Below are 1,533 nucleotides of genomic sequence, written 5' to 3'. Positions count from 1 at the left end.
GAATTCGGCGGGGCGGCGCGGCGGCAGCGGCGCGATCCGGGCGTCCTGGGCGTTCGGCGCGGCATCGGCCTCGCCGGTGAGCAGGGCCTTGGCCGAGGGCGTCCTGCCCTGGCGGTTCAGCATGGCCTCGCGCAGGGCCTCCGTGCTGTTCGGCACGGCATAGGCCAGCGCCTGCTTCGTGCCGGTGGAATCCTCGGGGTCGGCGCTGGCGACGGCGATGGTGGCCTTGCCGCGGGCCTTGCCCGGCGTGGCGGCCGGAATCGGCGCAGGCGCGGAATTGGAATCGCCGCCGAAGAGCCCAGCGAAGAATCCCTTGATGCCGGGTCCGTCGTCGGTCGGGTCGGCGGAGGCGACGGCCGTGACTCCGAGCACCGTGCCGCCGCGGGCCAGCACCTCGGCGCGGGCCTCCTCGTAGCGGGCGAAGGGCTTGCCGTCGGCCGGCAGGTGGACGGTCTTGCCGTCGGGGAAGAGGCGGGCGAGCTGGTCGCGGCTCATGCGCGGCCAGGCGCGCACCGAGCCGACGTCGAGATGGACGAAGGGCGAGCCGGAGCGCGGATACCAGCCGACGCCGCCGCGCTGCAGCCGGATGCCGGCGGCGCGTATGTCGTCCACCGAGGCGTCGGTCATGAAGAAGTCCATGGCCTTGCCGAGCATGTGCTGGCTCTGCTCGGCGACGCCGGAGGAGCGCCGGCGCAGCATGCCGTTGGTCTTCGGGCTGCGGTAGCCGCAGACCACGCGCAGCGGCGCCGTCGAGCCGACCGAGCGCTGCGCCTCCCAGACCACGTCGAACAGGCGCGGGTCCATCTTGGTGGCATCGGCCTCGCGCCAGTCGCGCAGCAGCCAGTTGAGCTGGTCCAGCGCGGCGCGGTCGTAGCGGCCGTCGCGCTTGAACGTGATCGTCGCGCTCTCTTTCGTGTGCTCGTGGATCAGGGAGAGCGTGCGGGTGTCGCCGTTGGCGACCGCGTTCTCGGTCTCGACCGTGCCGGCCAGCATCGCGGCGGCGACGAAGGCCATCACCGAGACATTGCGCTTCGAGAGCGGGCGCCGGGGAGTCTGCTCGCCGTTCCGGCGCAGGAGGCCGAGGGGCTGCCGGGCGAAGGCGCCGGCCCGATCTCGCAGCGATGTCATCACGATGGTCCACACCTCGCAGACGGCATGACGCGCTGTGCGGGCACAGGGCATCATGGTGAACGCAAGGTTACCGAAAACCGTAAAGGCGCGGTTATCAGATCCTGATGCTGCTCACCTTCCCGCGACCGGGCTAAAGCTCAACCGTGGCGGAATCGTGCCGTGCAAGTGTGCGGATGCACCTTGGCATTGGACAGGTTCGGTCGGGCCCGCATGTTGCCGTGCCGCACGGAGGCCGAAGTGGACCGTGGATCGCCGGTCCTACCACCACGTCCTGGGGGAGGGCGGCGGCGCCGGCGTCCAGAGGCCGGGCTCGCCGTAGCCGGCGGGCGCATAGCGCCGCGGGCGCTGGACGGCGTAGCGCTCGGCGGGCGCGTGCATCGCCTCCCGGCGCGGGCGGACGGG

General features: G+C 72.1%; 1 protein-coding gene. It reads right to left on the bottom strand.

All coding sequences use genetic code 11. The features are described 5' to 3' along the window. Positions 1-1,014 (bottom strand): DUF882 domain-containing protein (locus tag FV217_RS22255; RefSeq protein ID WP_147821805.1); only part of this gene is annotated, 1,014 nt, incomplete at its 3' end. Between the last annotated feature and the right edge of the window lie 519 nt (positions 1,015-1,533).

The organism is Methylobacterium sp. WL9 (genome assembly GCF_008040035.1).
Taxonomy (GTDB): Bacteria; Pseudomonadota; Alphaproteobacteria; order Rhizobiales; family Beijerinckiaceae; genus Methylobacterium; species Methylobacterium thuringiense.
Note: the sequence above shows the minus strand (reverse complement) of the source record. Positions and strands in the feature narration are given on the sequence as shown.